The 26,570-nt window shown below is 65.2% G+C and carries 26 protein-coding genes; 14 read left to right on the top strand and 12 right to left on the bottom strand.

From position 1 onward, the window contains the following. Nucleotides 1-195: 195 nt before the first annotated feature. Nucleotides 196-1,122 carry a peptidylprolyl isomerase gene (locus tag ACVWYP_RS03310; protein ID WP_028343245.1) on the bottom strand — a complete coding sequence of 309 codons (927 nt, stop codon included), beginning with the start codon at nt 1,120-1,122 and terminating at the stop codon, nt 196-198. 401 nt (nt 1,123-1,523) lie between these two features. Here ACVWYP_RS03310 and secA point away from each other — a divergent pair, with 401 nt between their 5' ends. Next, the gene (gene secA / locus ACVWYP_RS03305; protein ID WP_304497728.1) at nt 1,524-4,388 is read left to right on the top strand and encodes a preprotein translocase subunit SecA; all 2,865 of its coding nucleotides are present in this window, start codon (nt 1,524-1,526) and stop codon (nt 4,386-4,388) included. A gap of 82 nt (nt 4,389-4,470) precedes the next feature. Here secA and ACVWYP_RS03300 read toward each other — a convergent pair whose 3' ends face one another. The 3 genes from ACVWYP_RS03300 to ACVWYP_RS03290 all read right to left on the bottom strand — a co-directional run bounded on the left by ACVWYP_RS03300 (nt 4,471) and on the right by ACVWYP_RS03290 (nt 6,100). Then, a complete protein-coding gene (locus ACVWYP_RS03300) occupies nt 4,471-4,947 on the bottom strand; it encodes a cupin domain-containing protein (RefSeq protein ID WP_304497727.1) in 477 nt (158 codons plus the stop codon). 109 nt (nt 4,948-5,056) lie between these two features. Next, on the bottom strand, nt 5,057-5,491 hold the full coding sequence (locus ACVWYP_RS03295) for a VOC family protein (RefSeq protein WP_304497726.1): 435 nt from the start codon (nt 5,489-5,491) through the stop codon (nt 5,057-5,059). 165 nt (nt 5,492-5,656) lie between these two features. Further along, the gene (locus ACVWYP_RS03290) at nt 5,657-6,100 is read right to left on the bottom strand and encodes a MarR family winged helix-turn-helix transcriptional regulator (RefSeq protein WP_016847408.1); all 444 of its coding nucleotides are present in this window, start codon (nt 6,098-6,100) and stop codon (nt 5,657-5,659) included. Nucleotides 6,101-6,278: 178 nt separating this feature from the next. On the opposite strand from ACVWYP_RS03290, the gene ACVWYP_RS03285 reads away from it, so the two are divergent. The 8 genes from ACVWYP_RS03285 to ACVWYP_RS03250 all read left to right on the top strand — a co-directional run bounded on the left by ACVWYP_RS03285 (nt 6,279) and on the right by ACVWYP_RS03250 (nt 15,055). Beyond that, nucleotides 6,279-7,460 (top strand): substrate-binding domain-containing protein, encoded by a 1,182-nt coding sequence (locus ACVWYP_RS03285; protein WP_304497725.1) that lies wholly within the window; start codon nt 6,279-6,281, stop codon nt 7,458-7,460. A 79-nt stretch (nt 7,461-7,539) separates the two neighbouring features. After that, entirely contained in the window at nt 7,540-8,724 is a 1,185-nt protein-coding gene (locus ACVWYP_RS03280) for a substrate-binding domain-containing protein (protein ID WP_304500426.1), read from the top strand. A 165-nt stretch (nt 8,725-8,889) separates the two neighbouring features. Continuing rightward, on the top strand, nt 8,890-10,404 hold the full coding sequence (locus tag ACVWYP_RS03275; protein ID WP_304497724.1) for an amidase: 1,515 nt from the start codon (nt 8,890-8,892) through the stop codon (nt 10,402-10,404). A 54-nt stretch (nt 10,405-10,458) separates the two neighbouring features. After that, nucleotides 10,459-11,316: a branched-chain amino acid ABC transporter permease gene (locus ACVWYP_RS03270; RefSeq protein ID WP_304497723.1), complete on the top strand. Its 858-nt coding sequence runs from the start codon at nt 10,459-10,461 to the stop codon at nt 11,314-11,316. A 4-nt stretch (nt 11,317-11,320) separates the two neighbouring features. Continuing rightward, entirely contained in the window at nt 11,321-12,538 is a 1,218-nt protein-coding gene (locus tag ACVWYP_RS03265; RefSeq protein ID WP_304497722.1) for a substrate-binding protein, read from the top strand. A 7-nt stretch (nt 12,539-12,545) separates the two neighbouring features. Beyond that, complete coding sequence (locus ACVWYP_RS03260) at nt 12,546-13,640, top strand: branched-chain amino acid ABC transporter permease (RefSeq protein ID WP_253588262.1); 1,095 nt, start codon at nt 12,546-12,548, stop codon at nt 13,638-13,640. Continuing rightward, on the top strand, nt 13,627-14,361 hold the full coding sequence (locus ACVWYP_RS03255; RefSeq protein WP_028343255.1) for an ABC transporter ATP-binding protein: 735 nt from the start codon (nt 13,627-13,629) through the stop codon (nt 14,359-14,361). The genes ACVWYP_RS03260 and ACVWYP_RS03255 overlap by 14 nt, the downstream gene beginning before the upstream one ends. Further along, nucleotides 14,354-15,055 carry a branched-chain amino acid ABC transporter ATP-binding protein gene (locus tag ACVWYP_RS03250; RefSeq protein ID WP_304497721.1) on the top strand — a complete coding sequence of 234 codons (702 nt, stop codon included), beginning with the start codon at nt 14,354-14,356 and terminating at the stop codon, nt 15,053-15,055. The genes ACVWYP_RS03255 and ACVWYP_RS03250 overlap by 8 nt, the downstream gene beginning before the upstream one ends. Before the next feature lie 6 nt (nt 15,056-15,061). Here ACVWYP_RS03250 and ACVWYP_RS03245 read toward each other — a convergent pair whose 3' ends face one another. The 3 genes from ACVWYP_RS03245 to ACVWYP_RS03235 are packed head-to-tail and all read right to left on the bottom strand — an operon-like array spanning nt 15,062 to nt 16,514. Further along, nucleotides 15,062-15,550, bottom strand: a complete 489-nt coding sequence (locus ACVWYP_RS03245; RefSeq protein ID WP_304497720.1) for a DUF3147 family protein — start codon at nt 15,548-15,550, stop codon at nt 15,062-15,064. Continuing rightward, nucleotides 15,547-15,894, bottom strand: a complete 348-nt coding sequence (locus ACVWYP_RS03240; RefSeq protein WP_304497719.1) for a DUF3147 family protein — start codon at nt 15,892-15,894, stop codon at nt 15,547-15,549. Before ACVWYP_RS03240 ends, ACVWYP_RS03245 begins: the two co-directional genes overlap by 4 nt. Further along, the gene (locus tag ACVWYP_RS03235) at nt 15,894-16,514 is read right to left on the bottom strand and encodes a phosphatase PAP2 family protein (RefSeq protein ID WP_439711129.1); all 621 of its coding nucleotides are present in this window, start codon (nt 16,512-16,514) and stop codon (nt 15,894-15,896) included. The genes ACVWYP_RS03240 and ACVWYP_RS03235 overlap by 1 nt, the downstream gene beginning before the upstream one ends. Nucleotides 16,515-16,715: 201 nt before the next feature. Between ACVWYP_RS03235 and ACVWYP_RS03230 the strand changes: the two genes are divergently transcribed. Further along, on the top strand, nt 16,716-17,792 hold the full coding sequence (locus tag ACVWYP_RS03230; protein WP_304497717.1) for a flavodoxin family protein: 1,077 nt from the start codon (nt 16,716-16,718) through the stop codon (nt 17,790-17,792). A 69-nt stretch (nt 17,793-17,861) separates the two neighbouring features. Continuing rightward, nucleotides 17,862-18,092: a hypothetical protein gene (locus ACVWYP_RS03225; RefSeq protein ID WP_304497716.1), complete on the top strand. Its 231-nt coding sequence runs from the start codon at nt 17,862-17,864 to the stop codon at nt 18,090-18,092. Nucleotides 18,093-18,434: 342 nt separating this feature from the next. Here the strand turns inward: ACVWYP_RS03225 and ACVWYP_RS03220 are convergent, their stop codons facing one another. The 4 genes from ACVWYP_RS03220 to ACVWYP_RS03205 all read right to left on the bottom strand — a co-directional run bounded on the left by ACVWYP_RS03220 (nt 18,435) and on the right by ACVWYP_RS03205 (nt 22,549). Next, the gene (locus tag ACVWYP_RS03220; protein ID WP_304497715.1) at nt 18,435-19,946 is read right to left on the bottom strand and encodes a L,D-transpeptidase family protein; all 1,512 of its coding nucleotides are present in this window, start codon (nt 19,944-19,946) and stop codon (nt 18,435-18,437) included. A gap of 229 nt (nt 19,947-20,175) precedes the next feature. Further along, complete coding sequence (locus ACVWYP_RS03215) at nt 20,176-21,138, bottom strand: acetyl-CoA carboxylase carboxyltransferase subunit alpha (protein WP_018269178.1); 963 nt, start codon at nt 21,136-21,138, stop codon at nt 20,176-20,178. 264 nt (nt 21,139-21,402) lie between these two features. Then, nucleotides 21,403-22,386 carry a site-specific tyrosine recombinase XerD gene (gene xerD, locus ACVWYP_RS03210; protein ID WP_304497714.1) on the bottom strand — a complete coding sequence of 328 codons (984 nt, stop codon included), beginning with the start codon at nt 22,384-22,386 and terminating at the stop codon, nt 21,403-21,405. Nucleotides 22,387-22,402: 16 nt separating this feature from the next. Next, complete coding sequence (locus ACVWYP_RS03205; RefSeq protein WP_016843561.1) at nt 22,403-22,549, bottom strand: hypothetical protein; 147 nt, start codon at nt 22,547-22,549, stop codon at nt 22,403-22,405. Between the two features lie 145 nt (nt 22,550-22,694). Here ACVWYP_RS03205 and ACVWYP_RS03200 point away from each other — a divergent pair, with 145 nt between their 5' ends. The 3 genes from ACVWYP_RS03200 to ACVWYP_RS03190 all read left to right on the top strand — a co-directional run bounded on the left by ACVWYP_RS03200 (nt 22,695) and on the right by ACVWYP_RS03190 (nt 25,891). Further along, nucleotides 22,695-23,327 (top strand): shikimate kinase, encoded by a 633-nt coding sequence (locus ACVWYP_RS03200; RefSeq protein WP_028343263.1) that lies wholly within the window; start codon nt 22,695-22,697, stop codon nt 23,325-23,327. Then, nucleotides 23,324-24,466, top strand: coding sequence for a 3-dehydroquinate synthase (gene aroB, locus ACVWYP_RS03195; protein WP_304497712.1), 1,143 nt, complete (start codon nt 23,324-23,326; stop codon nt 24,464-24,466). Before ACVWYP_RS03200 ends, aroB begins: the two co-directional genes overlap by 4 nt. 117 nt (nt 24,467-24,583) lie before the next feature. Then, nucleotides 24,584-25,891, top strand: a complete 1,308-nt coding sequence (locus ACVWYP_RS03190) for an HlyC/CorC family transporter (protein ID WP_304497711.1) — start codon at nt 24,584-24,586, stop codon at nt 25,889-25,891. Between the two features lie 170 nt (nt 25,892-26,061). Here the strand turns inward: ACVWYP_RS03190 and ACVWYP_RS03185 are convergent, their stop codons facing one another. After that, nucleotides 26,062-26,511: a hypothetical protein gene (locus tag ACVWYP_RS03185; RefSeq protein WP_304497710.1), complete on the bottom strand. Its 450-nt coding sequence runs from the start codon at nt 26,509-26,511 to the stop codon at nt 26,062-26,064. Nucleotides 26,512-26,570 lie beyond the last annotated feature (59 nt).

Raw genomic sequence — 26,570 nt, 5'->3', positions numbered from 1 at the left:
CTTCCCCCTGAAAGGGGGAAGGTCGGGATGGGGGGCAGCCGCGGATGCCGCTGCATGCTGAGAGAGCAGATCCCCACCCGCTTTGCTCTGGCGAGCAAAGCGACCTCCCCTTTTCAAGGGGAGGTTAAGGCGGAGCAAAAACGCAAATGGCCGGGACAGGCCCGGCCATCGCAACAGCAACTACGTTCGCGAAGCTTACTTCTTCGGCGGCGCCATCTTGTTGTCGGCGGGCTTCGGCGCGTCCTTGGCGGCATCCGCCGGCGCGGCGGCGTCGGCCGGCTTGTCCATGCGCTCGACCTTGGCGGCCTCGCGCAGCTTGGCGACGTAGTCGGCCTGCGCCTTGCGGGTCACATAGGTCTCGATCTGGGCCTTCACCTGCTCGAAGTCGGGCGCCTTGCGGTTGCGCTTTTCCTCGACCTTGATGATGTGCCAGCCGAACTGCGACTTGACCGGATCGGAGATCTTGCCCGGCTCGAGCGAGAAGGCGACCGCGGAGAATTCCGGCACCATCTGCTCCTTGGTGAAGAAGCCGAGGTCGCCGCCGTCGGAGGCGCCGGGGTCCTTGGACTTCTTCTTGGCGAGCTCGCCGAAGTCGGCGCCCTTGTCGAGCTCGGCCTTGATCGCCTTGGCCTCGTCCTCGGTCTCGACCAGGATGTGGCGGGCGCGCACCTCCTGCTCGCCGGTGATCTGCTTGGCGGCCTCCTCATAGACCTTCTTCATGGCGTCGTCGGTGGTCGCGGCCTTGCCCTCGTTGGCAAGCAGGCTGTCCATCAACAGGCGGTTGCGGGTGAAGGCGAGCCGCTTCTTGAAGTCGTCATTGTTCTCGATCTTCTTGTCCTCGGCGGCCTTCGATACGATCTTCATGTCGATCAGGAAGGACAGCACGTTGTCCTTGCGGGTCGAGGGGTCCATCTGCTGCAGGCTCGGGCCGAGTTCCTCCTCGGCGAGCGCCACGTCGCTGGCGTGGATCTCCGAACCGTTGACCTTCGCCAGCACCGGGTCGGATTCCGCGGCCCGGACCGGGAGGCCGGCAGCCAGCACTGCGACAAGACAGCCCGTCGCGGCCAGGGTGGCGAGGCCGAGGCGCAGGCCGGTTTTGGTTTCCGGAGGCGAGGTGGTCATGCAAAATCCTTGTCTCAAAGGGGGGAAGCTCGAGCGGGGCGGACACTCGCCCAATCGTGTTACATTGGCAACGCGAAAGTCTTGTCAAAATGATGAATTCCTTGACATCTTGCCAGCGTTGACAACCCCCCGACCGGGCCATATCTCTGGCCAACCGCGTCAGCGGTGAGAGCGCTTATTTTGCTGCGTTTTTCGCCGTTGAACCCAGGATGGCCTGTTTCCCACTCAATTGGCGGAGGAGCTCCGGGCCGGGGCTCGAACCGTAGCGCGTCACGGTGAGTTGATAGGCGATCGGCGGACCATCTCAGGCTGTAATCCAGACTGAATTCCAAGACTATTCCAAAACCGAACTTCAAGACTGAACGAAGACCGAACCCGAGACCGAAGAACAGGAATTTCGCATGATCGGCGCGCTCGCCCGCAAGTTTTTCGGCTCCGCCAACGACCGTCGGGTCAAGGGGTATCAGTCCCGCGTCAACGCCATCAACGCGCTGGAGCCCGAGCTCGTCAAACTGACGGACGATCAGCTCAAGGCCCGCACCGCCGAATTCAAGCAGCAGCTCGCCAGCGGCAAGACGCTCGACGACATCCTGGTTCCGGCCTTCGCCACGGTGCGCGAGGCCGCCAAGCGGACGCTCGGCCAGCGCCATTTCGACGTTCAGCTGATCGGCGGCATGGTGCTGCACGAGGGCGACATCGCCGAGATGAAGACCGGCGAAGGCAAGACGCTGGTTGCGACGCTCGCGGTCTACCTCAACGCGCTCGCCGGCAAGGGCGTCCACGTCGTGACCGTCAACGACTACCTCGCCCGCCGCGACTCCGGCTGGATGGGCCAGATCTACGCCTTCCTGGGGCTGACCACCGGCGTGATCGTGCACGGCCTCGACGACGCCGAGCGCAAGGCCGCCTATGCCTGCGACATCACCTACGGCACCAACAACGAATACGGCTTCGACTATCTGCGCGACAACATGAAGTACCGCCTGGAGGACATGGTCCAGCGCGAGCATTTCTACGCGATCGTCGACGAAGTGGACTCGATCCTGATCGACGAGGCGCGCACGCCGCTGATCATCTCCGGCCCGCTCGACGACCGCTCGGATTTCTACAACACCATCGACACCTTCATGCCGAATCTCGCCAAGAAGGACGACTACGAGGTCGACGAGAAGCAGCGCACGGTGACGCTGACCGAAGCCGGCATGGAGAAGCTCGAGAACCTGCTGCGCGACGCCGGCCAGCTCAAGGGCGACTCGCTGTACGACGTCGAGAACGTCTCCGTCGTGCATCACGTCAACCAGGCGCTGCGCGCGCACACGCTGTTCACGCGCGACAAGGACTACATCGTCCGCGACGACGAGGTCATCATCATCGACGAGTTCACCGGACGCATGATGCAGGGCCGCCGCTATTCGGAAGGCCTGCACCAGGCGCTGGAAGCCAAGGAGCACGTCACGGTCCAGCCCGAGAACCAGACGCTGGCCTCGATCACCTTCCAGAACTATTTCCGGATGTACCAGAAGCTGTCCGGCATGACCGGCACGGCGCTGACCGAAGCCGACGAACTGTTCGACATCTACAAGCTCGAGGTCGTGGAGATTCCGACCAACCTGCCGGTGGCGCGCCTCGACGAGGACGACGAGGTCTACCGCACCCAGAACGAGAAATACGCCGCGATCCTTGCCGAGATCGAGCGCGCCAACAAGCGGCTGCAGCCGGTGCTGGTCGGCACGGCGTCGATCGAGAAGTCGGAAGTGCTGGCCGAGTACCTGAAGAAGCACGGCTACAAGCAGATCGACTTCACGTCCGAATCCGGCATGGAGAAGCTCTATGCCGCCGCGCGCGCGGGCAAGCCGGCAAAGCTGTTCGCGGTGCTGAACGCGCGCTTCCACGAGCAGGAAGCCTATATCGTCGCGGAAGCCGGCGTGCCGGGCGCGATCACGATCGCGACCAACATGGCCGGCCGCGGCACCGACATCAAGCTCGGCGGCTCGCTCGAGATGCGGATCCAGCAGGAGACCGCAGGGATCACGGATGAAGCCGAGAAGGCCAGGAAGATCGAGCAGATCAAGGCCGACATCGAGCGCTTCCGCGAGATCGTGCTGAAGGCGGAAGAGGATTTCGAGGTCGAGCCCGCCAAGGGCAACAAGCCCGCGAAAACCGTGAAGAAGCCGGGCGGCCTCTACATCATCGGCTCCGAACGTCACGAATCCCGCCGCATCGACAACCAGCTGCGCGGCCGCTCCGGCCGTCAGGGCGACCCCGGCCGCTCCAAGTTCTTCCTGTCGCTGGAAGACGATCTGATGCGCATCTTCGGCTCCGACCGTCTCGACAGCATGCTGCAGCGGCTCGGCCTGCAGGAAGGCGAGGCGATCATCCATCCCTGGATCAACAAGGCGCTCGAGAAGGCGCAGCAGAAGGTCGAGGCGCGCAACTTCGACATCCGCAAGAACCTCTTGAAGTTCGACAACGTCCAGAACGACCAGCGCAAGGTGATCTTCGACCAGCGCGTCGACCTGATGAAGGACGACAGCGTGGTCGAGACCGTGACCGACATGCGCCATGCCTTCGTCGAAGACGTGGTCACCAAATACATCCCCGAGCACGCCTATGCCGAGCAGTGGGACACCACCGGCCTCAAGGACGAGCTGAAGCGCGTGCTCGATGTCGATCTGCCGGTCGACGAATGGGCGAAGGAAGAGGGCATCGCCGACGAGGAGCTGCTGACCCGCATCGAGACCCATGTCGACGAGCGCATGGCGGCCAAGGTCGCGCAATGGGGTCCCGACGTGATGCGTTACGTCGAGAAGACCATCCTGCTGCAGACGCTCGACCATCTCTGGCGCGAGCACCTGATCATGCTCGACCATCTGCGCCAGGTGATCGGCCTGCGCGGCTATGGCCAGCGCGACCCGTTGCAGGAGTATAAGACCGAGGCCTTCAACCTGTTCCAGGAGATGAGCGCGCATCTGCGCGAGGCCGTCACCGCGCAGCTGATGCGGGTTGAGATCGTGCCGCCGGAGGAGCCGCCGGAGCCGCTGCCGCTGATGGAGGCGCACAAGCTCGATCCCAACACCGGCGAGGACGAGTTCGCGCAGGCCCGCCTGACCGAGGCCACCTACGCCCAGGCCTCGCTGGCGCCGGGGATGATTGCCACCGACCGCAATCCGAACGACCCCGCAAGCTGGGGCAAGGTCGGCCGCAACGAGGACTGCCCCTGCGGGTCAGGCAAGAAGTACAAGCACTGCCACGGCCGGTACGCGTAAGGGCGCCACTCCAGCGAGCCCAGCGTTGAAAAGCAGGCGCGCGCAGCCCGCTGTGCCTGCTGTTCGCACGATAGCCGCTTAGCTACTTCGGCGTGTCGTAGAGCGGCTTGCCCTTGTCGACGATATGGACGGTCAACAGCTTGATCGCCTTGTCGCCGACGACCTTGTAGGCGCCGTGCGGTGCATCGCGCATGGTGATGCCAACTGCGCCGGTCGGAATTGCCACCTGCTTTCCGTCCGGCAACTCGATGGTGCCGCCTTCGAGGAAGTAGTACGACTCCTCACCATTATGGAAGTGCAGCATCGACGTGTCGCCGGGCTTCAGTTCGCTGATGCTCGTGATGACCTCCATGTTGGTGCCGCTCAAATCGGCTCGCTTCAGCTCTTTTCGAAACGGCGAGTCCTGTGCACTCGCGGGCGTGACCAGCATTGCAGTCAAAGCAAGTCCGACAATCGTCTTCATGGAAATCGTGCCTCCCTGAAAATGGTATTGAGAAATACCTGCTAGCTTCTTGGAAATTGCGCATGCCGGCAAGGTGATTGGCTTGGCAAGATACATCCCGCACCGCAAACGCGGGCCTGCTCTCACCGGAGAAAAATCCGGTGCGGCCGGTCGCCCCGGACGACGCGGCGGGGCAATTGGCCCGCCGGTCGCAACCGCATCGTCATCAGCCCGCATACGCCTTGTCGAGATCGGCGATCACGATCTTCTGCATCTTCAGCATCGCCTGCATGACGCGGTCGGCCGCCATGCGGTCGGGATCGCTGAGATAGCGGCTCAGCGCCGACGGGATCACCTGCCAGGACAGGCCGAAGCGGTCCTTGAGCCAGCCGCAGCGCGATTCCTGACCGCCGTCGGTGAGCTTCTCCCAGAAATAGTCCACCTGCTCCTGGGTCTCGACGTTCAGGAAGAACGACACTGCCTCGTTGAACTTGTGCTGCGGCCCGCCATTGAGCGCGTAGAACCGCTGTCCCTCGAGCTCGAAGGTCGCCATGAAATCGCTGACGGTCTCGATCTTGGCGTTCGGAAACACCGATTGGTAGAAGGCGACGGCATCGCGGACGTTGTTGTCGAGCCAGAGGAACGGCGTGATCGAAGTCATGACGGGAAGTCCTCGCTAATTGTCGATCGGGGAAGCCTGCGCGACGGCGCGCGAAGGCTGCGCCGCAGGGCGCGCCCCAAGGACGCACCAAACCGCCGCATCCCGACATCTCCTGCCGGTCTTTTTTCGATGGTTTCGGTAGGAGCGCGCCGGGCCGGCGCGGCCTTAGTTGGCGCTGCCGATCAGGCTTTCCAGCAGGCGCTTGAGCTCGGTGGTCGACTTGTCACCATAGCTCTCGACGATGTGCTCCTCCTGGCTCACCGCGAGCGAGTTGAGCCGCCGGCACAGCGCCTTGCCGCGGTCGGAGACGAACATCAGCACCTTGCGGCGATCCTTGGGATCCTGGACGCGGTAGACCAGGGCGTCCGACACCATGCGGTCGATCATCTTGGTCAGCGTCGGATGGTTGAGCAGCACAGCATCCGCAAGCTCGCCCATCGAGTGGCCGTTGCCGTCGGACAGCACTTTCAGGATGCGCCACTGCTCGACCGGCACGCCTTCCTTGGCGAGCCGCGTCTCCAACTGCCGGTTGATCTCCCGGTTGGCTTGCGCCAGCAGGTAGGCGAGATGTTCGGTGATCGGGGAATTTTCTTTCGGCGGTTTAGCCACGGCGTGAGACCTGGTTCCTGACCCGGTGAATGAATGTCCGGCAACTCATGCCGTTTCTATATGCACTTCAAATGTTGAATATTCAATATTTTCACCTAGGATATTCCCCCAACCAAGGGGCGGATGCCGCGCCCGCCCGCTGGCTGCGTTGCGTACTGCTTCCCAGACAGGAGTTGGCGTGCTCTCGACGGTCTCTTTCCAGGCGTATGGCGGCATGCCCGTCGCGCCGCCGCTGCTGTTTCGAAACCCGTCGTCCTGCGCGGCCGATCTCGCTTTGACCCTCAAGCCCGGCTCGTCGCGCCGTCGCGGCACCGACAGCAAGCTTAGAATCGGCAATTTCATCACCTTCTCCGGCGCGCCCGGGATCTGGGGGCCGATCTCCGCCAACAGCGTCATGCTCGCGGTCGCGGAGATCAACCGCCGCGGCGGCATCCGCGGCCGCGAGGTCGAATTGTCGATGTACGACGCCGGCGGGCCCATCGAGGAGGTGGTGCGCCGCGCCGAGCGGGCGATCGCGTTCGACGAGATCGATGTCATCATGGGCTCGCATATCTCGGCGGTGCGCCTCGCGCTGCGCAAGGTCACAGCTGGCCGCATCCCCTATGTCTACACGCCGGTCTATGAGGGCGGCGAGCGAACGCCCGGGGTGATGGCGATCGGCGAGACGCCGCGCGCGGAGAGCCGGCCGGCGATCCACTGGCTCACCGAGGTCAAGAAGGCGCAGCGCTGGTATTTGATCGGCAGCGACTATGTCTGGCCCTGGCAATCGCATCGCGCGGTGAAGCGCTACATCAAGGAGGCCGGCGGCCGGGTCGTCGGCGAGGAATTCGTCCCGCTCGGCGAGGACAATCACGAGCCGCATCTGGCGCGGATTCGTGCAGCACAGCCCGACGTCGTGCTGATCAGCCTGATCGGCACCGACAGCATCACCTTCAACCGCGCCTTCGCCGAAGCCGGGCTTGCGGCGACCACGCTGCGTTACGCCGGCGCGATGGATGAGACCGTGATGCTCGGCATCGGCCCGGACTCGACCGAGAATCTGTTCTGCGCCTCCGGCTATTTCGGCTGCGTCGATTCGCGCGCCAATGACGACTTCCGGACCAGCTACCGTGCGATGTTCGGCGCGCATGCGCCGCCGATCGGCTCGGTCGGGCAGTCCAATTATGAGGGGATGCGTTTTCTCGAGGCGGCGGCCAATCAGGCGCGCTCGCTGTCGATCGGACCGTTGTCCGCCGCAGCGCACAACCTCGTCTACAGCGGCGCCCGCGGCACCGTCACCATCCGCGACGGCCGCGCCGAGATGCCGATCTATCTTGCCGAGGCCGACGGTCTCGACTTCAATGTGATCAGGACGATCTAGATGGACCGGGCGATGCCGCGCTCGCCGCGCGGGTTGCCGGTGCCAGACAGGAGCAGGTGTGCATTCGACGCCCTACGTCATGGCCCGAACCTCGAGCAACAGGTATGGCGGCCTTCCATACCCGCCCTCCCTGCTGTTCCGGAACCTGACGTCGGCGCGGTCCGATCGGGTATTTTCCCCAATGGATCGGGACGGTTTCGGTCCGCGCGGTGCGCGCAGCCGGCTGCGGATCGCCGGCTTCGTCTGCTGCACCGGCTCGCCCGGGATGTGGGGACCGGCCGCGACCTCGAGCGCGCAGCTTGCGGTCGCCGACATCAACCGGCGCGGCGGCATCCTCGGCCGCGAGATCGAGTTCTCGGTCTATGACGCCGGCGGACCGATCGAGGAGGTGCTCGACCGCGCCGAGCAGGCGATCGCGTCCGACGACGTCGATCTCATCATGGGCATGCACACCAGCGCGGTGCGCGTCGCGCTGCGCGGCCTGATTACCCGCAGCAAGATCCCCTACATCTACACGCCGGTCTATGAGGGCGGCGAGCGGACGCCCGGCGTCATCGCGATCGGCGAGACGCCGCGCTGGCAGAACCGGCCGTCGATCCACTGGCTGGCCGAAGCAAAGCGCGCCTCGCGCTGGTACCTGATCGGCAGCGACTATGTCTGGCCATGGCAGTCGCACCGCGCGGTGAAACGCTACATCAAGGAGACCGGGGGCCAGGTGGTCGGCGAGGAGTTCGTGCCGGTCGGCGAGGACAATCACGAGGCGCAGCTGGAGCGCATCCGTGCCGCGAAGCCCGATGTCGTGCTGATCTCGCTGATCGGCACCGACAGCGTGACCTTCAACCGCGCCTTCGCCGATGCCGGCCTTGCCGCCCCCACGCTGCGCTTTGCCGGCTGTTTCGACGAGACCGCGCTGCTCGGCATCGGCGCCGACAAGACCGAGAACCTGTACTGCGCTTCCGGCTATTTCCCCTCCGTCGGCTCGCAGGCCGGCGACGATTTCAGGGAGCGCTATCGCGCGATGTTCGGGGCGTTCGCGCCGCCGGTCGGCTCGTGCAGCGAGTCCGCCTATGAAGGGTTCTGCCTGCTCGAGGCCGCCGCCAACCGCGCCGGCACGCTGGACATGCGGCCGCTGCTGGCGGCGGCGGACAACCTCGTCTATCGCGGGCCGCGCGGTCCGGTCACGGTGCGCAGCGGCCATGCCAGGATGCCGATGTATCTTGCCGAAGCCGACGGCCTCGACTTCAGGGTGATTAAGCCGATCTGAGCGGTACGACGGCGTCGCCGGAAGGTTTTGCGAAATAATACTTGAAAAGGAAAATATTTCCGTTTTCAATACAGCAACGGGGTGAGCGGTTCGCGCGGGCAACGCGACGCTGCGCCCTGCATCGAGGGATCAAATCCAAAGATCAAAAGCTATCAGGAGAGCGCCGTGACCGTCGTCCTTCCCACGCCAACGCAACTTCGTGCCGTCGCCGAGCAGTGCGGCCTGTCACTGACCGATGAGGATGTGGCCTCGTTCCGCGGCCTGATGCAGGGCTCGATCGACGCCTACAACGTCATCGCCGCGATGCCGGACGAGCTGCCCAAGGTGAAATATCCGCGCACGCCGGGCTATCGCCCGTCGGCGGAGGAAAACCCGCGCAACGCCTGGTACTACAAGTCGACTGTGAAGGGCGCGGCCTCCGGCAAGCTCAAGGGCAAGACGGTGGCGCTGAAGGACAACATCATGCTGGCCGGCGTGCCGATGACGAACGGCTCGTCGACGCTGGAAGGATATATCCCCGATTTCGACGCCACCATCGTCACGCGCATGCTCGATGCCGGCGCCGAGATCGCCGGCAAGACCCATTGCGAGCATTTCTGCCTGTCCGGCGGCAGCCACACCAACTCCTACGGAGCGGTGCACAATCCGCACAAGATGGGCTACTCGGCCGGCGGCTCGTCGTCGGGCTCCGGCGTCGTGGTCGCGCTCGGCGAGGTCGACATGGCGATCGGCGGCGACCAGGGCGGCTCGATCCGCATGCCGTCCTCGTTCTGCGGCACCTACGGCATGAAGCCGACCTGGGGCCTCGTGCCCTATACGGGCATCATGCCGATCGAGATCTTCGTCGACCACACCGGCCCGATGACCGCGACGGTGGAGGACAACGCGCTGCTGCTCGAGGTGATCGCCGGCGACGACGGCTACGATCCGCGCATCAAGGCGCCCAAGGTCGAGGATTACACCAAGGCGCTGGGCAAAGGCGTCAAGGGCATGAAGATCGGCATCCTCAAGGAAGGCTTCGAGCAGCCGACCGCGGAGGCCGCGGTCAATGAAAGCGTGCACGAGGCGGCCAAGCGCTTCAAGGATCTCGGCGCGTCGGTCGACACCGTGTCGATCCCGATGCACATGGTCGGCCCGGCGATCTGGACCCCGATCGGCACCGAAGGCCTGACCCAGACCATGATGTTCGGCGACGGCTACGGCCTCAGCCGCCCCGACCTGTATTCGACCTCGCTGATGGATTTCCATCGCGGCTGGCGCCGCCAGGCGGACTCGCTGTCGGAGACCACCAAGCTGTTCATGATGCTCGGCACCTACATCAACAACAGCTTCGGTCCGCGCTTCTACGGCAAGGCGCTCAACATCTCCCGCCGCCTCGCCGCGGCCTATGACAAAGCGTTCAAGGATTACGACCTGCTGCTGCTGCCGACCACGCCGATGAAGGCGCCGGCGCTGCCGGCGGCCAATGCCAGCCGCGAGGACTATGTCGCCCGCGCGCTCGAGATGATCACCAACACCGCGCCGTTCGACATCACCCATCACCCGGCGATGTCGCTGCCCTGCGGCATGGTCGACGGCCTGCCGGTCGGCTTGATGCTGGTCGGCCGGATGTTCGAGGAATCCACCATCTACCGCGCCGCGCACGCCTTCGAGCAGGCCGGCGACTGGAAGAAGATGTGAGGCGCCGCTTGTTGCAGACGCAGGCTGGATGGATCGAACGCCGGATCGAACGACATGGCTAGCACTTTTGCCGCGGCGTTCGAGATCGTGAGCTTCGGCGCGATCATCGTGCTGGTGGTGCTCGGGCTCGGCATCATCGCCAGCATGATGGGCATCTTCAACTTCGCGCAGGGCGAGTTCGTCCTGCTCGGGGCCTATGTCACCTATCTGGCCTACGCCCATGGCGCACCGGTCTGGCTCGGCATGGTCGCGGCGCCCTTTGCGGTCGGCGCGATCGGCTTCGTGCTGGAGGCGCTGATCATCAGGCGGTTCTACGCCGCGCCGATCGTGGCGATGCTCGGCACCTATGCGCTCGGCCTGATCATCCGCGAGAGCGTGCGCGGCCTGATCGGCGGCTTCTATCTCACGGTGCCTGAGCCGATCGGCGGTTCGATCGACCTCGGCTCGGTCCACATCTCGGCCTGGCGCTTCACCATCATCGTGATCACGCTGCTGGTGATGGGTGCCTGCTATCTCTTGCTGGCGCGCACCTCGTTCGGGCTTCGGGTCCGCGCCACGCTGGAGAATCCGGCGCTGGCGCGCGCGTCGGGCATCTCGACGCCCCTGATCTACGGGGCGACCTTCGCGTTCGGTGCGGCGCTCGCCGGGCTTGCCGGCGCGCTGATCGTGCCGGTGTTCAGCCTGTTTGCCGACCTCGGCATCCGCTTCCTGATCCAGGGCTTCGTCGCCGTGATGGTCGGCGGGGTCGGCTCCTTCATCGGTCCGGTCGCCGGTGCTGGTGTGATCGGCACGCTCAGTGCGGCGCTGCCATGGGTGATGTCTCCTGTCGTCGCCGACGTCCTCGTCTTCGTGCTCGCCATTGCCTTCATCAAATTCCGCCCGCAGGGCCTCATATCGGGAAAAGGGGTTTAGTCAGATGTTCGATCGCACCAATCTCACGCGCCGCCGCTTCATGAGCAATTTCGCGTTCGCGACCGGCGCGCTCGCGACCGGGGTCGGCAGCTGGGTGGTCAGGCCCGATTGGGCCAACGCCGCCGAGGGACCGATCAAGGTCGGCATCGCGACCGACCTGACCGGCCCGATCGCCTATGCCGGCAACGCCGACGCCAACGTCGCCAAGATGGTGATCAAGGAGATCAACGCCGGCGGCGGCCTGCTCGGCCGGCCGCTCGAGCTCTACATCGAGGACACCGCCTCGAATGAATCGGTCGCGGTCGGCAATGTCCGCAAGCTGATCCAGCGCGACAAGGTCGACATGGTGCTCGGCGGCATCACCTCGTCGATGCGCAACGCGATCAAGGATCCGATCGTGGCGCGCGGCAAGACGCTCTACATCTATCCGCAGCTCTACGAGGGCAAGGAGTGCACGCCCTATCTGTTCTGCACCGGACCGACCCCAGCGCAGCAATGCGACACCTTCATTCCCTGGCTGATCAAGAACGGCGGCAAGAAGTTCGCGCTGCCGAGCGCCAACTATGTCTGGCCGCACACGCTCAACGTCTACGCCCGCAAGGTGATCGAGGCGAACGGCGGCGAGGTGGTGTTCGAGGAATATTACCCGCTCGACCAGGTCGATTTCTCGGCCACCGTCAACCGCGTCATCTCCAACAAGGTCGACGTCGTCTTCAACACCGTGATCCCGCCTGGCGTCGGCCCGTTCTTCAAGCAGCTCTATGAAGCCGGCTTCCTCAAGAACGGCGGGCGGCTCGCCTGCGTCTACTATGACGAGAACACCCTCAACATCAATCAGGCCAACGAGATCGAGGGCCTTGCGAGCTGCCTCGACTATTTCAAGGTGCTGACCAAGGAGGATCCGTTCGATGCCAAGCTCCAGGCGGCCTATGAAAAGGATTTCCCCGGCAACTTCCTGTTCGCGGCCGGCAGCGCCGCCACCGGAACCTATCGCGGCCTCAAGCTGTGGGAAGCCGCGGTCAAGGAGGCCGGCAAGGTCGACCGCGACTCCGTGGCGGCCGCGCTCGACCACGCCAAGATCGCCGAAGGGCCGGGCGGACCCGCGGAGATGGTGCCGGGCAAGCGTCACTGCAAGATGAAGATGTACACCGCTGTTGCCAAGGGCGGGAACTATGAGATCGTGGCGCGCAGCGACGGTCTCGTTGATCCCAAGGAATGCTGAGCGATCAATGGTTGGAGCAAGAGAGGCTGTCGCACGCGTCGGTGAGGAACCAGATGTCGTGACGGGCGAGGGTGCACCGGCCGCAAGCGCGCCGGCGGGACGAGTATCGGCAGGATGGAAGGTCCTGCCGATCGTGGAAGGGCTGGTGCTGTTGATCGCACTGGTCCTGCCATGGGTGCTGCAGGATTATCTCACGGTGTTCGCCACCCGCGTGGTGATCCTCGCGCTGTTCGCGCTGTCGTTCGACCTGGTGTGGGGCTATGCCGGCATCATGAGCTTCGGCCAGGCGCTGTTCTTCGGCGCCGCCGGCTACGGCGTGGCGCTGTTGGCACGCGATCTCAACGTCACGTCGATCCTCCTGATCCTGCCCGCCGGCACCTTGATCGGGCTCACCGCGTCGCTCTTGCTCGGCGGCTTCCTGCTGCTCGGGCGTTATCCCTCGAGCGTGATCTTCGTCTCGCTCGGCACGCTCACCGGCTCCTATGCCGCGGACCGGCTGGCGCGCGGCTGGTACTATCTCGGCGGCCAGAACGGCATCCCGTCGATCCCGCCGCTCACCCTCGGCAGCTACGAGTTCGAGGAGGGGCCGATCTACTACTACATGGTGCTCGGCATCCTCGTGGTCGTCTATCTGCTCTGCCGCTTCCTGGTGCGCTCGCAATTCGGCCTCGCGCTCGCGGGCCTGCGCGAGAACGAGCAGCGCATCGCCTTCTTCGGCTACAAGGCGCAGCATTTGAAGGCGATCATCTTCGCGGTCGGCGGCACCATCGCCGGTCTCGCCGGCAGCCTCTATGCCTTCCACGAGGGCTTCGTCTGGCCCAACATGCTGGGCGTCGTGTTCTCGACCCAGGTCGTGCTCTATGTGCTGTTCGGCGGCTCCGGCACGCTGATCGGCGCCGTGATCGGCACCGTGATCATCGAGGGCGTCAGCTTCTGGCTGTCGGACAATTACCGCGACGTCTGGCCGATCATCCTCGGCGTGCTGCTGCTGCTCGTCATCATGTTCCGCCCGCTCGGGCTGATCTCCTTCGTGCTCGGCGAGCGCGAGCGGGTCGGCAGTTTCGGCAAAGCCCCGAAGGAGACCGGCAATGCCGCTCCTTGAGGCGCAAGGCATCAGCAAGGTGTTCGGCAAGCTGACCGCGCTCGACGGTGCGGCGCTGACCGTCGGCGAGAACGAGTTCCACGGCCTGATCGGCCCCAACGGCTCGGGCAAGAGCACGCTGATGAAATGCGTCGCCGGCGCCGAGGTGCCGACCACGGGCAAGGTCTCCTTCATCAACACCGACATCACCGCGTTCACGCCGACCGAGCGTGCCCGCGCCGGCATGAGCCTGAAATTCCAGATCACCTCGGTGCTGCCAACGCTGACGCTGTACGACAACATCCTGCTGGCGCTGCAGGCGCACTGCTCGCTGTTCGACCTGGTGCTCTCGCGCACCCGCAAGAAGCTGCACGACCAGGTGATGACGATGCTGACCCAGTTCCGGCTCGCCGATCGCGCGCATGATGCCGCCGCGGCGCTGTCGCACGGCCAGCAGCAATGGCTCGAGATCGCGATGGCGCTCGCCGGCAAGCCGCGGCTGTTGCTGCTGGACGAGCCGACCGGGGGCATGAGCCTCGAGGAGCGCCGCGTCACCGGCGAGCTGTTGCAGCCGATCAAGCAGCATTGCTCGCTCGTCATCGTCGAACACGACCTCGATTTCATCCGCGACATCTGCGACCGCCTCACCGTGCTCGACCAGGGCAAGGTGCTGGCCTCGGGAACGGTCGCGGAGATCCAGGCCAACAAAAGCGTCCAGGAGATCTATCTTCGCCGTGCCTGAGCAAACCTTCCTCGATATCCGGCATCTCGATGCCGGTTACGGCCGCAGCCAGGTCCTGTTCGATGTCAACATCGGCATTCCCTGGCGCGGCGGCGTCGCCGTGCTCGGCCGCAACGGCGCCGGCAAGACCACGCTGATGAAGACCATCGTCGGCGAGCTCGCAAGCTCGCAGGGCGAGTTGTTCTTCGACGGCCGCGACATCACGCGGCGCCGCACCGAGGAGCGCGTGCGCTCTGGCATCGGCTATGTGCCGCAGGAGCATTCGGTGTTCGCCCGCCTGTCGGTGCGCGACAACCTCGCGGTCGGCTCGCTGTTCAATCCGGATGCCAGCGCGGTCGATCGCGTGCTGGCTATCTTCCCGAAACTCGGCCAGCGGCTCGACCAGCCGGCCGGCACGCTGTCCGGCGGCGAGCGCAAGATGCTGGCGATCGGCCGCGCCATGCTCGGCAATCCAAAGCTGCTGCTGCTGGACGAGCCGACCGAAGGCGTCTGGATCGGCGTGATCGAGGAGATCACCGACCGGCTGATCGAGCTCGCCAAGAGCATCTCGGTCGTGATCGTCGAGCAGCATCTCGACCTCGCGCTGCGCGTCGCCGACTATGCCTATGTGCTGGACCGCGGCCGCGTCGCGCTGCAGGGCGGTGCGAGCGAGGTGCGCAGCGATCCGGAACTGCTGCGCTATCTGGCGCCGTAGCAGGCTTCAATGCGGCAGGCGGTCGGCCTTGCGGCCGATCACGCCGTCTCCCGGCGTCCGCGTCCGCCGTGCCGATCGCATCTCGCGACGCACATACCAGGCCGCGACCGAGCAGATCAGCCAGGCAAGCGATGCGGCGATGAAGGCGGCCGGGACGCTGCGATCCACCGTCAGCGAGAAGACGATGGCAAATGCCAGCATGCCGACCGCGCCGAGCGCTGCGCCCACGGCATCGAGCGCCGCGGCCTGCTGCCCGCGCCATGTGCCGTCGAGGCCGGCGTTCCGCTTGCGGCGGATTTCATGCTTCTCGATCAGGGTTGCGCTGGCGCAGAAGATGGCGGGGAGTGCAAGAAAGGCGCCGCCGACATAGGCGCCGCAGGTGCTGCTGATCAGGCCGGTCAGGACGGTGACGCCGCCGCCGAGCACGAAGCGGATCAGATATTCGGCCCAGCGGCTTTCCCTGAGCGAGGACAATGAGACGCGGACCGGTGTCATGCCTGTCCTCCGGCAACACCCAGCAAGCCGAACACGATTGCGAGCCAGACGATCAGCGCCAGCAACGTGGCGGGGGCGGCGCGGAGTCTCGCGCGGATCAGCAGTTGGCAGACCACGAAGCTATAGACGGCCAGCGCAACGGCGCCGGCCATCATCGCGCGGCTCTGCAGGCCGGCGTAGTCGGCGCCGTGCTGATACACGGCGATGCCGAGGGTGGCGAGCGCAACCGACGGCGCCGCGCCGAACAGGCCGGCAAAGCTCTTCGGACGCAGAATGTCGCCCAGCATCGCGAAGGCCGACACCACGGCTCCGCCCACGAGAAAGCGGATGACATATTCGGTCATCACGCCTTGCTCCGCGGCGGATCGTCACCGGGATAGCCGGTCCATAATCGCAGCAGCCGCTCGAGAACAGCGCCGAGCCCAAATCCCGCGATCACGTCGCTCGTCCAGTGAGCGAGAACCGCAATGCGCGTCAGCGAAAGGCCGACCGCGACCACCTGGATTACGCGGCGCGCGCCGGCGGGCAATGTCGCGGCCGCCGACGCCAGCGCGCCCATATGCAGCGCGTGGCCGGATGGAAAGGCGTCGTCGCGCTTGCCCGAGATCGGGATGCCATTGGCGTGGCCGACCACGGTCAGGCGATCCGGGCGGGTTTGATTGAACAGCAATTTCAGGCCATGTGGCAGCAGCGACGCTGCGACCGTCACCAGCAGCGCGTGATTGCCGGCGCGCTCGAGCGAGGCGCCGCGCCCGCGTGAGGCGAGCCAGCCGGCCGCGGCGAGCGCAAGCAGGACCTTTTCGTCAGCGCCCCAGGTCAGTGTGCGGGCGATCTCTTCCGGCGCAGGTGCGGTGTTGCGGGCGATCGCACGCGCGATCATGGCGTCCGCCGCGGTCGGGCGAATGGTGATCGGGAAGGGGGCGCCTCGCTGGTGGCGTGCTCGAACTCTGGCTGTCGTAAGCATGGTCAGGTTCCCATCCAACGCGCCAGCCGCGGCATGGGTCCTATCACGGGACGTGCAGGGCGTCGCCCGAAGGAACCAAATGCAGATCGATGGTCTTGAACTCTTGCCCGTCTCGACTTGATCCCAAAGCTTCATCCCGAGGCTTCGCGCGCCAACCGGGATGCACGGCGGGCGATGGATTGTAGTCAGGGAGAGGTGTCGATGACGGAGCCGGACGTTCGCAAGGGGATGCCGCCGGTCAAGCTTTCGCGCGATGAATTCGAGCGGCGCTACCGGAAGCGATTTGCCGATCCGGTTTTTCAATCCATGCAGACGGAGCTCACGACGATCATCGCCGGTGCCTGGGACGCCTATCGTCAATCGCGCAAGGCGCCGGTCACCCGCAAGGCCGGCCCCGGTTTTGCCGATCCCGACTATGATCTCGCGGTCGATTGGCTGTCCGCGCGCGATGCCATCGATGAAGCGCAGCGCAGGCACGACGATCCAAATGGAGCGCCGCATATCCTGCTGATCAACGGCTCCTCGCGCAGCGAACATACTTGTCCCGGCGAGATGTCGAAAAGCTGGCGCATGGTCGAGATCGCCGAGTCCGCCTTTCGCGAGATGGGCCTCGCGGTCGATGTGCTCGATCTGTCGCGGCTGACGTCGGAGTTCGGCAGGGAGATTCATCCCTGCAAGTCCTGCGTGTCCACCTCGATGGCGCTCTGCCACTGGCCGTGCAGCTGCTATCCAAACTACTCACTCGGGCAAACCGACGACTGGATGAACGAGATCTATCCGCTGTGGGTGCGTGCGCACGGCATCATGATCATCTCGCCGGTCAACTGGTACCAGACGCCGACCGGACTCAAGGCGATGATCGATCGCCTGGTCTGCGCCGATGGCGGCAATCCCGACCCGACCTCGACCCACGGCAAGACCGCGAGCGAAGCCAAGGCGCTCGAACTCAAGGGTTGGCCATACCCTAAGCATTTGCGCGGCCGGCATTTCGGCATCGTGGTCCACGGCGACAGCATCGGCGCGGAAACGTGCCGCCGCTTTCTTGCGGACTGGCTCACCGACATGGAGTTGATCTCGGCCGGCGGCAGGGCCGAGACCGATGGCTATGTCGGTTACATGAAGCCCTATGCGACGTCGCATCGCGATCTGGACGAAGACAAGGCCTTTCAGGAACAGGTGCGCAATGTCGCGCTGGCGCTCGGCGCCGCCGTCGACCTCGCGCGCACCGGGCATCTGGAAGATCCCGGCAAGGGGCTTGAGGACCCGCAGCCGAAGTAGGGTTGGAATCCGGGTTCCCAAAGGAACGAAGGCCCCCGGCTGTCCGTTAGGCCGCGGGAGGAAGTCACAATGCGCTATATTTCGATTGCAGCTCTTGTTGCTGCTGCCATGATGAGCAGCGGTGCCGCGTTGGCGCAGCATTCCGGTACGCCATCGGAACAGAGCGCGTGCACGCGCGATGCACAGCGCTTCTGCCGGAAGGACCTCGGCAACGACGGTGCCGTGCAGAACTGTCTTCAGATGAAGCGGGCCAGCCTGAGCCGAAGCTGCAAGAAGGTTTTCGAAAGCCACGGAATGTAACGGTCGCCTGCCAGCGCGCATGCGGCGTGAGGGAGCGTGGCGTTTGAACCTGCGAGCTGGCGGTACGGCGCCTTGAGTGCGATCGGCGCCCGGCTTTCCCTGCGCGGTCTGCCAACGGAGAGGGCGGAACGAAGAGCAAAGCTCGGACAAATCATGTCGCGAGAACGTTGTGGTGTGACTCACAGACCGCGCCACACATTCAGTGTCGTCCTGGCGAAAGCCAGGACCCATTACCCCAAATGCCAATTGTTGCGCGACGCTGGGGCCCCGGTCCCGTTCACGATCAAGTTCGGTGGTTATGGGTCCTGGCTTTCGCCAGGACGACAAGGGAAAGCGCCGCGCCTACTTCACCGCCGAGAAGCGGGTGTCGAACGAGTTGGTCTGCACGACAGGCGCGGAGCCGGCGAGTTGGGTCGACGACGACGGGGCCGGTGCGGCGGCTGCGGCGGTGGTGACCTGCGGCTTCGGTGCGGGCTTGGCGGCCTGCTTCGGCTCAGCCTTGGGGGCGACGCGAACCACCGATTGCGGCTTGGCCTCGGCGACCTTCGGCTTGGCCGGTGCGGCAGCGGCCGGAGCCGGGGGCGATGCGGTCGTCTTGCTGGCGTCGGCGGTGCCGCCGATGCCGACCTTGCGGGCAAAGCTGGAGAAGAAGCCTTCGGATTTGTCAGAGGTGGATTTGTCAGAGGCGGATTTGTCGGACGCGTTCGCCGAGGCAACGCGGGTGCCGGCCGACGATGGGGTCGCGACCGGGGTCGACGACGTCGTCGCCACGACCGGCTCTTCCTGCTGGACCGCGAGATTGGGCTTCGGCGGGTTGACCGTGCCGGGGATCGTGCCGGGCGCGCGTGCCAGCGACATCGACGCCAACGCCTGACTGTCGCCGCCTTCGGACAGGCCGGTGTTTCCTTCCGGAATCTTCGAGGCGAAGACCGCGTTCATGCCGCCGTCGATGCCGGTGTTGAGGCGTGCAACGGGCGTACCCTTGGACACCAGCTTGGCGGTCTCGGCGGCGTCGCGCTGCTCCTTCTCGTGCACGGCGCTCGCGATCTCCTCGGGGATCACATAGGCCGGGCACTTCGCGGAGGCGTCGAACGCCGGATCGCGTGTCGCGCCCGGCGCCTTCACCGCGTCGAACACGTACTTCTTCTCGCAGAAATCGACCTTCGGCTCCTGCTTCGTCACCTCGAAATGATCATAGCCTTCCTTGATCATCTTCCAGAAAGGCATGTTCGGATTGTTGCGGTGCTTGGCCATGTTCACCGGCGTCATCCGGAACGGATAGGCCTGCAGCTGGAACGCCTTCTGGCCGCCGAAGAAGGATTCGCGGCCGAGCGAGTAGATCTCGGCGATCTGCTCGTCGGTCATCGCGTAGCAGCCGCGCGAAGAACAGTCGCCATGCACCATCAGCTGCGAGCCGGTGCGCCCGAGCGCCTTGTCGAAGGCGTTGGGATAGCCGGTGTTGAACGACAGGTAATAGGCCGACTGCGGGTTCATCTGGCTCGGGTTGATCGAATAGAACCCCTCGGGCGCCTGGCGGTCGCCCTCGCGGACCTTCGGACCGAGATCGCCCGACCAGCGGCAGATCGGATAAGTCTTGAGCAGCGCGAACTGGCCGGAGCGGTTCTGCTTCCAGACCTCGAGCTCGGCCTCCTGCTTGAACAGCCGCACCAGGATCGGCGACTGCATGTCCATGTCCTTTTCGGTCATGGCAGCGACGAGCTTTGGCGGGACCGGCTGGTTGGCCTTGGCGTTTTGCGCGAGCGAGATCTGGTCGCTGTCACAACCGGCGAGCATGACGCCTGCGGCGAGGATCGCCGAGGTCAGAAGCGCGCGTACGAGCGTGCGATGAGTCAAGTCCGAGCTCCACACCCACCGGGCGATTTTCGCGACCCCAACACGGCGAATATGCCCTGAAGCCATTGTGTAAAATATTAGCCTTCGACGACCCCTGCTCGCAACCTGAACCGGGGCGGACAGCCCTCACGGTAGCAGGCATGGTTCAAGGAATGTTAAAGACCCGGCTCGGGGCCCAATTAGGGCAAAATTGGTCGATTTGGGCGAAAAATCGGGCGGTTTGGGCGCCTCAGCCGAGCTTGCGGCCGATATCGAGAAACTTCTGGCGGCGCTGTTTGCGAATCGCGTCCGGATCAAGATTTCGTAGGTCGTTGAGCGCCTGGGCGATGGCGTCGCCCGTGGTCGCGATCATCGCAGCGGGGTCGCGATGAGCGCCGCCCGAGGGCTCCTTCAGGATCTGGTCGATCACACCGAAGCGCAGCATGTCCTGCGCGGTGATCTTCATGCTGTTGGCGGCTTCCTGCGCCTTGGTGCCGTCGCGCCACAGGATCGAGGATGCCGCCTCGGGCGAGATCACGCTGTAGATCGCGTGCTCCATCATCAGGACGCGGTTCGCCGTGGTGATGGCGATGGCGCCGCCCGACATGCCTTCGCCGGTGACGATCGCGACATTGGGCACGCCGAGCGACAGGCAGGCATCGGTCGAGCGGGCGATCGCCTCGGCCTGGCCACGCTCCTCGGCGCCGATGCCGGGATAAGCACCGGCGGAATCGACGATCGACAGCACCGGGATGCCGAACCGGTCGGCCATTTCCATCAGGCGCACCGCCTTGCGGTAGCCTTCGGGGCGCGCCATGCCGAAATTGTGCTTGATGCGGCTCTCGGTGGTGGCGCCCTTTTCCTGGCCGACCACGCAGATGCTCTCGCCGCGGAAGCGGCCGAAGCCGCCGACCAGGGCCTCGTCGTCGGCGAATTTGCGGTCGCCCGCCATCGGCGTGAATTCGGTGATCAGGCCGCCGATGAAATCGGTGAAGTGCGGTCGCTGCGGATGCCGCGCCACCAGCGTCTTCTGCCACGGCGTCAGATTGGAATAGAGCTCGGTGAGCGCCTGCGCCGCCTTGTCCTCGATCCGCGCGACCTCGTCGCCGATGTCGCTGCCGCTCGCGGCAAGCGCACGCAACTCGTCGATCTTGGATTCAAGCTCGGCGACGGGTTTTTCGAAGTCGAGATAGCTGCGCATCGGGTCGGGCATCAACTCAATATAGGGAAGATCGGTGCGAGGGGCGAAGCGGTTTCGGCGTCGGAAAGAGAAGCTTTGTAACTTCAAACGGTTAACGCGCATCCGGGTGGAATGCGCGCTTCGGGATCGCAAGCAGGTGACGCTCTTTCTGCGGAGACGAAGCGGAAGTCAAGGCGGATTGCTCGTAGCCCGGATGGAGCGAAGCGCAATCCGGGGAGCTTTATCGGCGGAAATACCATTCCCGGATTTCGCTGCGCTTCATCCGGGCTACGGATCCTAGGACTTCTCCGCCAACGGATGCAGGTCGCGGACCAGGCTCTTCAGCCGCTCTTCGACCACATGGGTGTAGATCTGGGTGGTCGAGATGTCGGTGTGGCCGAGCAGGGTCTGCACGATGCGCAGGTCCGCGCCATTGTGCAGCAGATGGCTGGCGAACGCATGACGCAGCACGTGCGGGGACACCAGCCGCGGCGCAAGGCCGGAGGCGCCAGCAAGGTCCTTCAGGTCGCGGGCGAAATGCTGCCGGGTCAGATGGCCGCTCTCGCCGGAGGATGGAAACAGCCATTTCGACGGCGCGGCCTTCTTCGCCTTCGGCTGCATCACCTCCAGCGCGGCGAGATAGTCCGCCATCGCCTGGCGCGAGGCGTCGTTCAGCGGCACCAGCCGTTCCTTGTTGCCCTTGCCGCGCACCACGATCATCCGCGCATCGCGCCGCGCCGCCGAGACCGGCAGCGACACCAGTTCGGAGACGCGCAGGCCGGTGGCGTAGAGCACCTCGAGCAGGCAGTAGAGGCGCAGCGCGCGCAGCCGCTGCGCCGGCGAGACGTCGGTCTGCGTCAGCTCCTTGGCGCGGGTCAGCATGCGGTCGACGTCGGCGATCGACAGCACCTTGGGCAGGCCGCGGCCGCGCTTGGGGCCGGACAGGATCGCGGCCGGATCGTCGCCGCGGACCCGCTCGTTGAGCAGGAAGCGGTAGAGATGCCGCATCGCCGACAGCCGCCGCGCCACGCTGGTCGACTTGAAGCCTCTGATATCGAGGTCGGCGAGGTAGCCGCGCAGAGTCTCGGTGTCGGCGTTGGTGAAATCGGCGCCGGCATGGGCGAGGTAATCGGAGAAATCGGTGAGGTCGCGCCGGTAGGCGTCGAGCGTGTTGGCGCCGGCGCCCTGTTCCGCGGCGAGCATGTCGAGGAACAACGCGGTCAGTTTGGCGTCGGAGGACTTGGCGAGGGTCTTGGCGGGATGTTTGGCAGCAGCGGGCATGCCGGAATCATAGCGCCTATTTCTTGAGGAACTTATCCGGTGGGATGGTCACCGTCATTTCCCGCGGTTTCGGGTGCACGAAATTCGCCAGCGCGAAGACGATGCCGTAGCCGATCCCGAAAATCACGGCGACGACCGTCAGGAAGCGGAACAGGCTGGGCATGGAGGCGACTCGGGCGGCGAATTAACCAATGAAATCATCCAACATGTTCCCCGCGCGGTTGCAAGAGTCGCTGGTAAGGGTGTCGCCGGGGGTAGTATAGGTGGCTCGAATTCCGAACAATTCGTCCCAATATCCGAGCTTTTTGATGTCCGACGCAGCCGTACCGGCGCCCACCCACCCGACCCTGGAGGCCGACATCGCGGCCGTGCTGGGGACGCGGTCGATCGTGCTGGTCGGCATGATGGGGGCCGGCAAGTCGACCATCGGCCGCCGGGTGGCGGCGCGACTCAAGCTGCCGTTCGCCGATGCCGACACCGAGATCGAGGCGGCGGCGCGGATGACGATCCCGGAGATCTTCGAGACCCACGGCGAGCCCTATTTCCGCGACGGCGAGGCGCGGGTGATCGCCCGCATCCTCGATAACGGCCCGATCGTGCTGGCGACCGGCGGCGGCGCCTTCATGCGCGAGGAGACCCGCAACCGGATCCGCGACCGCGCGATCTCGATCTGGCTCAAGGCCGACAGTGATATCATCATGCGCCGGGTGCGCCGCCGCGCCGATCGTCCGCTGTTGCACACCCCCGACCCCGAGGCGACCGTCAACCGATTGCTCAGCGAGCGCGAGCCGGTCTACCGGAATGCCGATCTGACGATTGCCTCGCGCGACGTGCCGCACGACCGCATCGTCGACGAATGCCTCGAGGCCCTGCATGCGCATCTGTGCGGTGCGCGTCCGGCCGACGAGCCACCACCTGACGGATTGAACGCGACCCCATGACTGCGCCCTTGAAACATTCTGCCTCCGTTACCGTCGACGTCGCGCTCGGTGACCGCGCCTATGACATCGTCATCGGCCGCGACGTGCTGCAGTCGCTCGGCGAGCGTGTCGCGGCGCTGCGGCCCGGCGTGCGTACCGCCATCGTCACTGACCGCACCGTTGCCAAGCACTGGCTGGAGCCGACCGAGGCGTCCCTCGCCGCCGCCGGCGTGCCGACGTCGCGGATCGTCGTCGAGGAGGGCGAAGGCTCGAAGAGCTATGCGACGCTGACCGAGGTCAGCGAAGCGCTGATCGCGGCGAAGATCGAGCGCAATGACCTCGTCATCGCGCTCGGTGGCGGCGTGGTCGGCGATCTCGCCGGCTTCGCGGCCGCGATCCTGCGCCGCGGCGTCGATTTCGTGCAGGTGCCGACCTCGCTGCTGGCGCAGGTCGATTCTTCCGTCGGCGGCAAGACCGGCATCAACTCGCCGCAGGGCAAGAACCTGATCGGGGCATTCCACCAGCCGGTGCTGGTCATCGCCGACACCTCGGTGCTCGACACGCTGTCGCCGCGCCAGTTCCGCGCCGGCTACGCCGAGGTCGCGAAATACGGCATCCTCGGCGACGAGGCCTTCTTCGCCTGGCTCGAGAAGAACCACACCGACATCTTCGCTGGCGGCGCCGGGCGCGAGCACGCGATCGCGACCTCCTGCCGCGCCAAGGCGGGCGTTGTTTCCCGTGACGAGCGCGAGACCGGCGAGCGGGCGCTGCTCAATCTCGGCCACACCTTCGGCCATGCGCTGGAGGCCGCGACCGGCTTTTCAGATCGCCTGTTCCACGGCGAGGGCGTCGCGGTCGGCATGGTGCTCGCCGCGGAGTTCTCGGCGCAGCTCGGCATGATTTCGTCCGACGATGCGGGGCGCATCGCGCATCATCTGTCCGCGGTCGGATTGCCGACGCGCCTGCAGGATATCGCAGGCTTCGCGCAGGAAGGTCTTGCCGACGCCGACGCGCTCCTGGCGCTGATGGCGCAGGACAAGAAGGTCAAGCGCGGCAAGCTCACCTTCATCCTGCTGGAGGCCGTCGGCCGCGCCGTGATCGCCAACAATGTCGAGCCGCAGCCGGTGCGCGACTTCCTGCAAGCCAAGCTGAAGGCCTAGAGCGGGATGACTCTTCCTCGGATCGTCATCCCACTCTATCTCTTTGATTTGAGCATGATCTTTTCGGAAAACCGCTACACACTTTTCCGGATCATGCTCTAGCCACGGATCAGTTCAGTGGGATGGTTCACCTTCTCGATCGTGCTGCTCTGTCTGTTCATCTCGGCGTTCTTCGCGGCGAGTGAGACGGCGCTGACCGGCGCCTCGCGCGCCAGCATGCTGCGACTGTCGAAGCAGGGCAACACCGATGCCGGCGTGGTCTCCAAGCTGGTCAACATGCGCGAGCGTATGATCGGCGCGCTGCTGCTCGGCAACAACATCGCCAATATCGGCGCCTCGGCGCTGGCGACCGGCGTGTTCACCGCCTGGTTCGGCGACGTCGGTGTGCTCTATGCCACCGCGGTCATGACCGTGATGGTGGTGGTGTTCGCCGAGGTGCTGCCCAAGACCATCGCGATCAACGCGCCCGATCGCATCTCGCTTTTGGTCGCGCGGCCGATGCGGCTGACGATCTTCGTGCTGGGGCCGCTGCTCACCATCATCGAGACCATCGTGCTGGCCCTGATGAAGCTGCTCGGCATCAAGGTCGGGGCGCATCAGGCGGTGCTGTCGCCGACCGAACGTCTGCGCGGTGCGGTCGATCTGTTGCATCACGAGGGCAAGGTCGAGAAGCAGGACCGCGACATGCTCGGCGGGTTGCTCGATCTCAGCGAGCTGCAGGTCTCCGACGTCATGGTCCATCGTACCGAGATGACCATGGTCAACGCCGACCTGCCGCCCGAGGAGCTGGTGCGCGAGGTGCTGGCGAGCGAATACACCCGCATTCCGCTGTGGCGCGAGAAGCCGGAGAACATCGTCGGCGTGCTCCACGCCAAGGACCTGCTGCGCGCGATGCGCGCCAACGACGGCGACATGTCCGCGATCGATGCCACCGCGATCGCGCTGCCGCCCTGGTTCGTGCCGGAGATGCGTCCGGTCTCCGAACAGCTGAAGGCGTTCCGCCGCCGCAAGACCCACTTCGCCCTCGTGGTCGACGAGTATGGCGAGGTCGAAGGCATGGTGACGCTGGAGGACATCCTGGAGGAGATCGTCGGCGACATCTCCGACGAGCATGACGTCGTCGTCGCCGGCGTGCGTGCGCAGCCGGACGGCTCGGTCGTGGTCGACGGCTCGGTGCCGATCCGCGATCTCAACCGTGCGATGGACTGGCGCCTGCCGGACGAGGAGGCGACCACGGTCGCCGGGCTCGTGATCCACGAGGCGCGCTCGATCCCGGAGCGCGGCCAGAGCTTCACCTTCCACGGCTTCCGCTTCCGCGTGCTCCGCCGCGAGCGCAACCGCATCACCGCGCTGCGCATCGTCGCCGTCCCGCGCGAGACCGAGCTGGAGGAGAAGAAGCCGAAGCGGGCGGGGACGGCGTTCTAGTTCGAGCTGGCTAGTCTCCTAGCACCGTCACCCTGAGGAGCGCATAGCGCGTCTCGAAGGGTCGACGGCCCGGCTGGTGGCCGTGCATCCTTCGAGACGCGCTGCGCGCTCCTCCAGCGACAAAGGCGCAGCCTTTGCGCGGGGATGACGGGTCTGATGGATGTGCCTCGCTACTCGATATCGATCGAGATACCCGACAGCTTCCACGCGCCGTCGGAGGGGATGAAGCCGAGCTGATACTTCACCTGCTTGGGCGTGGTGTCGAAATGCCCCTTCAGCCGCAGCACGCCCTTGTCGTCGATCTTGGCGTCCTCATCGAGCACGATCGGCTTGGCCACCACGGCGTCGAACACCGCGTGCTTGTCGACCAGATCCTTGAAGATGGTCTTGAGCTTGTCGGGCGGAAACTGGTCGCGGAACGGCTTTGAGATCTTGGCGTGGAACACGGTGAAATTGTTGGCGGCCACCGCATCGTTGAGCGACACCAGGATGCTCTTGACCAGCACCTCCTGGACGAACGGGCTCGGCATGTCCAGCGCCGAGGCCGGGCGCATCGCGCAGATCAGGAGCAGGCCGGCGGCGGTGACGATCGACCGGAAACGTGGCCAGCAAGGGATCATCAATGGCCCCATATCATGCGTGGCGGTGCAATCCGTAGTTTCACCTGCTCACCTATGGA

The organism is Bradyrhizobium sp. USDA 3262, assembly GCF_054060035.1.
Note: the sequence above shows the minus strand (reverse complement) of the source record. Positions and strands in the feature narration are given on the sequence as shown.